The sequence below is a fragment of the Aeromonas sp. Y318-1 genome (assembly GCF_027706125.1).
Classification (GTDB): domain Bacteria; phylum Pseudomonadota; class Gammaproteobacteria; order Enterobacterales; family Aeromonadaceae; genus Aeromonas; species Aeromonas hydrophila.
Genome location: NZ_JAPDCM010000034.1, coordinates 1 through 6,119, shown reverse-complemented (window position 1 = coordinate 6,119; position 6,119 = coordinate 1). Strand labels below are relative to the sequence as shown.

At 58.0% G+C, this 6,119-nt stretch carries 8 protein-coding genes; 2 read left to right on the top strand and 6 right to left on the bottom strand.

Translation table 11 applies throughout. The features are described 5' to 3' along the window. Window positions 1-371 precede the first annotated feature (371 nt). A complete protein-coding gene (locus OKB87_RS23370) occupies window positions 372-1,742 on the top strand; it encodes a hypothetical protein (RefSeq protein ID WP_059167480.1) in 1,371 nt (456 codons plus the stop codon). Between the two features lie 4 nt (window positions 1,743-1,746). Here the strand turns inward: OKB87_RS23370 and OKB87_RS23365 are convergent, their stop codons facing one another. From OKB87_RS23365 to OKB87_RS23345, 5 genes are all read right to left on the bottom strand, one after another. Further along, the gene (locus tag OKB87_RS23365) at window positions 1,747-1,992 is read right to left on the bottom strand and encodes a hypothetical protein (protein WP_059167479.1); all 246 of its coding nucleotides are present in this window, start codon (window positions 1,990-1,992) and stop codon (window positions 1,747-1,749) included. A 235-nt stretch (window positions 1,993-2,227) separates the two neighbouring features. Beyond that, window positions 2,228-3,214 (bottom strand): replication initiation protein, encoded by a 987-nt coding sequence (locus OKB87_RS23360; protein ID WP_059167478.1) that lies wholly within the window; start codon window positions 3,212-3,214, stop codon window positions 2,228-2,230. Between the two features lie 235 nt (window positions 3,215-3,449). Then, entirely contained in the window at window positions 3,450-3,740 is a 291-nt protein-coding gene (locus OKB87_RS23355; RefSeq protein WP_017411297.1) for a type II toxin-antitoxin system RelE family toxin, read from the bottom strand. Next, window positions 3,730-3,972 carry a type II toxin-antitoxin system RelB/DinJ family antitoxin gene (locus tag OKB87_RS23350; protein ID WP_026080514.1) on the bottom strand — a complete coding sequence of 81 codons (243 nt, stop codon included), beginning with the start codon at window positions 3,970-3,972 and terminating at the stop codon, window positions 3,730-3,732. The genes OKB87_RS23355 and OKB87_RS23350 overlap by 11 nt, the downstream gene beginning before the upstream one ends. Window positions 3,973-4,229: 257 nt before the next feature. Further along, window positions 4,230-4,499: a hypothetical protein gene (locus OKB87_RS23345; RefSeq protein WP_039062313.1), complete on the bottom strand. Its 270-nt coding sequence runs from the start codon at window positions 4,497-4,499 to the stop codon at window positions 4,230-4,232. 188 nt (window positions 4,500-4,687) lie between these two features. Here OKB87_RS23345 and OKB87_RS23340 point away from each other — a divergent pair, with 188 nt between their 5' ends. Continuing rightward, complete coding sequence (locus tag OKB87_RS23340) at window positions 4,688-5,767, top strand: methyl-accepting chemotaxis protein (RefSeq protein WP_059167481.1); 1,080 nt, start codon at window positions 4,688-4,690, stop codon at window positions 5,765-5,767. A gap of 166 nt (window positions 5,768-5,933) precedes the next feature. Here OKB87_RS23340 and OKB87_RS23335 read toward each other — a convergent pair. Continuing rightward, a partial coding sequence (locus OKB87_RS23335; protein WP_270828612.1) for a hypothetical protein occupies window positions 5,934-6,119 on the bottom strand: 186 nt, incomplete at its 5' end.

Here is a 6,119-nt window from a genome sequence, read left to right as displayed (position 1 = left end):
CAGCGGCTGCCGCATGCCCAACCAGATGCCTCCCAGAACACCCCAAAAGGCGCAGTGTTGCGGTTCAACACTGCGCCTTTTTGCGCTGAAAGTTTATGACGATTCCAGGGCGGTTTTAGAGGCCGAAACAGGCCGAACCGGTGTGGAGCAGATCCGGTGGTCTACCCCCGTAAAATGGACAGTCAGCCATCTCAACTCGGTACGATCCCAAACGCCTGCCGGCAGTTTTTTGCCCCGCAGGGCCGCGTTTATGTGTTTGAGGACGAAGGACTCAAACGCATAAACATAGTCATTCGCTATGTTTATCTTTAGGCCCCCACTATTACCTATCGGTGTGGTACTCTGATGGCGGTCTTTTGATGGAGGTCTCTATGTCCGGTTATCAGTTCGCGCATCTCGACGGGTATGCAAGGAAAGCGAGTGCCAAGGGTGATGGGAGATCGGCGCAGGACATCATTAACGAGGCCGAGCGCAAACCCGAAGCCTGCAAGCACTTTGACGACCCGAGCACGATCCGGCCCCCGATCATCCGCTATGGTGTGACCCCATCACAAGCACTGGAAAAGGCTGTCGAGTGGGCGGAACAGGCTAAAGACCCCAAGGGTAAAAAGTACCGGATCGACGGGCACTGCATAGCTGCTGGGGTGTTCAGTGTGCCCGAGGACTTTCCAGATGACCGCTGGCCGGAGTACAGGAAAGCGATCATCAAGCACTTGAAGCAGAAGTACGGAGATCGGTTGCTGTCGGTCGTGGAGCACACCGACGAGACTTACCGACACTGCCACTTCTACCTGGTGCCACTTCCAGGTGAGAGTTTCGGTGTGGTGCATCAGGGTTGGTCAGCAGAGAAAGCGGCCTATGCACGGGGAGAACGCAAGGGGCTACAGACGCAGGCTTACAGCGATGCCATGAGCGCATGGCAGGACGAGATCCACACCATATCAGCTCCTTTCGGCCTCCTGCGAACAGGGCCTAAGCGAGCGCGGCTCCCGAATGCGGAGTACAAGGCGAAGAAGCGAGCCGCCTCCCTGATCGCAGAGCAGGTGACGGCACCACCAGTCCAGAGACCGAAGATGGCCCCCGTGACAGCCATCGTTGAGGCGGTTAAGGCAGAGCACAAGACAACGATGATCGGAAAGGGCGATCCGCTTTACACCAAAGCCCAGCTCACTCAAGTGGCAAAGCAAAGTGCCCTGTATGGGTTCGATATGCTTGCGCAGCAGCGGCTGGACTACCTGACCATGACGACCGAGCGAGCCGCTGAGATCGACGCCGCAGAGGCCCGCCTCAAGGAGCTGCGCGACAGGGCCGAGGCGCAGGCCGCCGAGATCAGGGCCGGAGAGGACAAGATGGAGGCCCTGAGAGACGAAGAGCGGAAACAAACAGAGCTGCTGGGTCGGCTAGAGCAGGCGGTTAAAGAGGTGCATGGCTATTTAGATGAGGCCATCTCAAGAGTTCAGGATCGGGCGCTGAAGGCCCTTGGGGGCGTGCTAGACGCTTTTGTCGCAATAGTTGAAGCACCACAAGACCAAGAGTTGAAAGATGCCGCTAGGAGCGGCCTAGAGAGCATTGGGACATCGGGAGCATGGGCGAAGCTGGCGGATCGGGTCGTGAACGTGCTGATGCCATCGGCAAGGGCGGCACAGGCCGCTGATGGGATCGATTGGCCGAAAGAGGTCAAAGAGACGGGCCGGAAGCTACGGGACAGAACTGTAGACTCTTCTTCTGATATGGGCATGTAGCCGCCTAGCGGCGGCTGCTGAGGTCTACCTCGATGCGGCGAAAGCCGATCTGGTTCGCGGTGTTCGCGGCCGCATCGATGGTCGTGAAGACCCGCCAGCCGCCGCGCTGCCGCTCGAGCACTTCCGTTTCCCCTCCCTTCCCGAAGCGTACCAGGTGAAGATGGTAGCCCGCCCCCATCGGGGTCGGGACGATCAGGGCTTTGGAGAAGCCCCCAAGGTCGAACACGGTCTTGGCGTCTCGTTCCTGCACAATCAAATCCTTAATCTGAAAGATCAAAATCGAAATTTGATTTTACGCGAGCAGCCCATGCCGTCAAGACAAAGACTGCTCCATGGATAACTGCTGCCGCCCACAGGGGGACAAGCTCCTGATGGACGGGCGGACGCAGTAACCCCCCCTCGCCAAGCCGCTCTCTATATAGATTCATTTAGGGCGATAACAACGCCCTGCGGGCGCTGTTATCTGATAAGGCTTTGTTTCTGGATCACTCTGGTGAAATGTTGGAGAGGTAGCGGCTAACACTTGCCGAACCGATCCCCAGCTCTTCGGCAATATCGCGGTTGCTGTAACCCATAGCCTTGAGCCTGAGTACCTCTGGCAACAACTCGGCAGCCCTGCCGCTATTACGAGGCCGTCCCCCGCCCTTTGACACCTTGCCACCAATGCGCCCGCCCTTCGCACCTCGATGCGCCTGCACCTGGCTAAACCCGGCGGGGGTGAATCGATTCCATACCCAACGGGCGACACTCTTGGCCGTGGCCTTGATCTCCGACACAGGAAGCGGGCCGCCCTGCTCCCGTCCAAACGCATTGGCGCTCTCACAAGCCGTTCTCACCGCATCGGCCCAAGCCTCATACCCGTTAGGCCGCCAGAACTCTCTAACGGCGCTGTAGGCCCATTCACGCACGTTGTCGAACACAGTGACGTTACGGCCTAGCCCGGTCGCTTCTTTGCGACTGCGGCGGCTGTAGGCCGACAAATCGGCATCAGGGCAGAACTCGGCGAGGTAGTCGAGGCTGTAGGGCTCGATTTGGTGCCAGACGGTGAGCCAATCGCTATGGGTAGGGTTTTTGGTGATCAGCCCTGCATACCCCATGTCAGCCCCCAGCCGCTTCGCTAGAACATGTTCTATGGCCGCCAGATAGCGCAACGGCTTTTGCCGTGCTGCACTGGTTCGGGCTACAGGGGCCGCCAGCATATACCCGATATGGGCATGGCCGTTCGTGCGGTTAACGCTGATCCAGTGCGGGGCTGGCAAGCCTGCATCCTTCCACGCGTGGTAACCGTCCGGCTTGTCCAAGTCGAACACCAAGGAGGATACATGCGGAGGCGGGTTGTACTGGATGTGGAGATAGCCCAGTGCGGTAGCCTGCGGACGAATGAGCAGCCCTGACGATTTATCATTAGTGCAGTAAGGGCGACGAGGGAGACGTTCGACGAATGCAGCAGCTAGAAGCGCTGGTTTTACCATCTGGCACCGCGCTTATTGGCGGTGCAGGAGGGTTGTTTGATGTGATCCATGTGATAGACTTCTCATGTGATTAAGTCACGGCCCCGAACTTTCTGCACTCTTCCGCCAAGTTGATCGCAGAGATTCGGGGTTTGTCTTTTCTGGACAGTACGTTACCGCACTGCTGCCGCTGCCGCAACGTCCGCAAACCCGCGCAGTGCCTGCGTTATCCGCACAGGATAAGCAGTGGCATTTATCAGCTATTCACACGCGATCCCGCGTCCAGATACACCTGCTCCCGCTCTCGTTTCCCCACCGCGACCACGAATACCAGCACCCGCTCATCCTGCACCTGGTAAACCAACCGATAACCCGCCCCACGCAGCTTGATCTTGTAGCAGTCCGGCAGCCCATGCAGGCGGTTGGCCTCGACCCTCGGTCGCTCCAGTACCTCTGCGAGCTTCTTTTTGAACTGCTGGCGCACGGTATCACCCAGCTTCTTCCACTCCTTCCACGCTCGTGGATCGAACTCAAGCTCAAAGGTCATCCAGCGACACCCTGATCCCTTTCTGGGGGCTGGCCAGCCGCTCACGAACGAGGGCAAGCAGCGCCTCCTCATCCTCCGTTACCACGGTCGTCCGAAACGGCAACCGCTCCTGGGAAGCAACATACTCCAGGGTTTGCCGCAGCAGCTCCGAGGGGGTTACGCCCAGTTTTTCAAGGACAGCATACGAACGAGTCTTAAGATCGTCGTCGATGCGAAGATTGATCGTGCCCATAGCCATACACCAAGTAATTGCATTTGTAATTACACAATAACATCGGTCACGCCATGCTGCAAACCCGGTCAACGTGCGCCGCACAGGCCCCACCAGAGCTGTTCTGCTCCGTCTGAGTGGCACTTGTTCGCATGATAACGCAGGACCCATCCAGAAAGCGTCGCGGGGGTCTCAAACCGGCGCTGGATGGATCAATGTCCACGGCCGACATTGCACGTGATGGGTCCAAAACCCGGTGCGCATAACGCCTTTTATGTTCAAGAGCTCCTGATCTGTCTCGGGGCACCCATGAAGCCCGTGGCATCCACCTCGAACCGGCAAACCCCGATCTGCTGCAGGTAGAGAACCAGGGTATCGAGCTTGCGAAAAACTCTGAGCTGCTTGCTGCGCTGGGCGGCCAGGGCACGTTCGGCTAGACCGTAGCGCACCAGCAGCGTCCAGCCGCCAGGTTGGCCAACTGCGATCACGACACGAACAGCACCGGCCGCCACCAGTTGTACCAGGGTGGGATGGGTAATGGTTTCCATGGGGGAGATTCCGAGACAAGGGATAGTGCGGCGCAGGATGGGAGATAACGCCTAGCAAAACAAGTCATCTTGCAGGATGACCAGCAGCAAAAAGGGCGTCCGATTTAACGTAACGCCCCCTTATACGCAGTCAGCATCCGCTCTCTGTGGCAGAATGACTGCTTTATTGGCATCTATCTAGAGGTCTTATGTGGTTCAACAGCAAACTTAAAAAAGAGAATCAACAGCTCAGGGAGGTCTTGCAGCTCAAGGAGCAGCAACATCAGGCCAAGTTAACTGAACTGCTGGCCACTATCGGGGAGTATGAACACATGCAACGTAGCAGCCGGGAACGAAACGAACTCTTCAATCAGGTGCTCACCTGCCAGAACCAGGGGGGCGAGATGTTGCAGAGTGTGCGGGAGGCGCTAGCGGGCAGCGCCGAGCACCTGATGGCGGAGAATAGAACGCTTTCTGAGCTGGATCAGCTGTTTGCCCAGACCCGTGATGCCATCATCCGCCTCTCCGGGCGAGCCCATGCCATCACGGATGAAGCAGCCCGTAGCCTGAAGGCCGTCCATCAGCTTGATGTCAGTACATCGGCCATCAATCAGTTCGTAGCTGCTATCCAGGGTATCTCTGATCAGACCAACTTGCTGGCACTTAATGCCGCCATTGAAGCGGCCAGAGCCGGTGAAGCTGGACGAGGGTTTGCCGTGGTGGCAGATGAGGTGCGACAGCTGGCGAGCAAGGCCCACGAGGCCAGCGGCCAGATTGAAGTGCTGGTCAGGCAGATAGTGGCTCAGGCGCAGGAGATTAAGCTGATCATTGACGATAACCAGGCCAGCGCAGCTGAAGTTGCGGCATCCTCCTCACAGATCGAGGTGGTCGTGACCCAGGTGTTGACGCAATCTGGCCGGATGCAGCAGGTGATACACGGTGCAGCAACTACCTCTTTCCTCAATACCACCAAGCTGGATCACGCTGTTTGGAAGAACACCATCTATCGGCTTATTGAACAGCAGCACTTTCACGAGCCGGTCAGTGACCATCGGCAGTGCAGGTTGGGTAAGTGGTATGTCGAGGGACAAGGAGCCGAGCTATTCTCCCACAAGCCGGCTTTTCGTGAACTAGATGGGCCGCACAAGCAGGTACACGAGAGTGGCAAGGCAGCTCTACACGCGCGTGAACAGGACAATATCAAAGAGATGGTCGAGCAGCTCCAAAGCATGGAAAACGCCAGTATGCAGGTGGTGCACTGCATCGACCGCCTGCTGGGGAGTGTCTAACTAGGCCAAAAATGCGCCAGCGTGGGCAAAAAAAACGCTGTAGAGTGGCCCCAGTACCAGCCAGTCCGCAGCCCAGTACAGCAGGGCTTTCGCCGCGAACACGGCGGCCAGTACCGCCACCGCATGCCACAGCATCAACCCAGGAAACCGAACACTCAATCGCACCTCAATCCACCTCCACGCCTGCATCGAGCAGCCGTTGCCGCCATGTATCGGCGGACAACAGGGCATAGCGGGCCACATGCTGGCGCAGGTATTCGGTATCAATGACGATCCAGCGGCTGCCGCATGCCCAACCAGATGCCTCCCAGAACACCCCAAAAGGCGCAGTGTTGCGGTTCAACACTGCGCC

Bases quoted from the DNA above. Each gene is read 5' to 3' on its own strand.
- OKB87_RS23370 (WP_059167480.1), top strand. From the start codon at position 372: ATGTCCGGTTATCAGTTCGCGCATCTCGACGGGTATGCAAGGAAAGCG.
- OKB87_RS23360 (WP_059167478.1), bottom strand. From the start codon at position 3,214: ATGGTAAAACCAGCGCTTCTAGCTGCTGCATTCGTCGAACGTCTCCCT.
- OKB87_RS23355 (WP_017411297.1), bottom strand. From the start codon at position 3,740: ATGACCTTTGAGCTTGAGTTCGATCCACGAGCGTGGAAGGAGTGGAAG.
- OKB87_RS23350 (WP_026080514.1), bottom strand. From the start codon at position 3,972: ATGGGCACGATCAATCTTCGCATCGACGACGATCTTAAGACTCGTTCG.
- OKB87_RS23345 (WP_039062313.1), bottom strand. From the start codon at position 4,499: ATGGAAACCATTACCCATCCCACCCTGGTACAACTGGTGGCGGCCGGT.
- OKB87_RS23340 (WP_059167481.1), top strand. From the start codon at position 4,688: ATGTGGTTCAACAGCAAACTTAAAAAAGAGAATCAACAGCTCAGGGAG.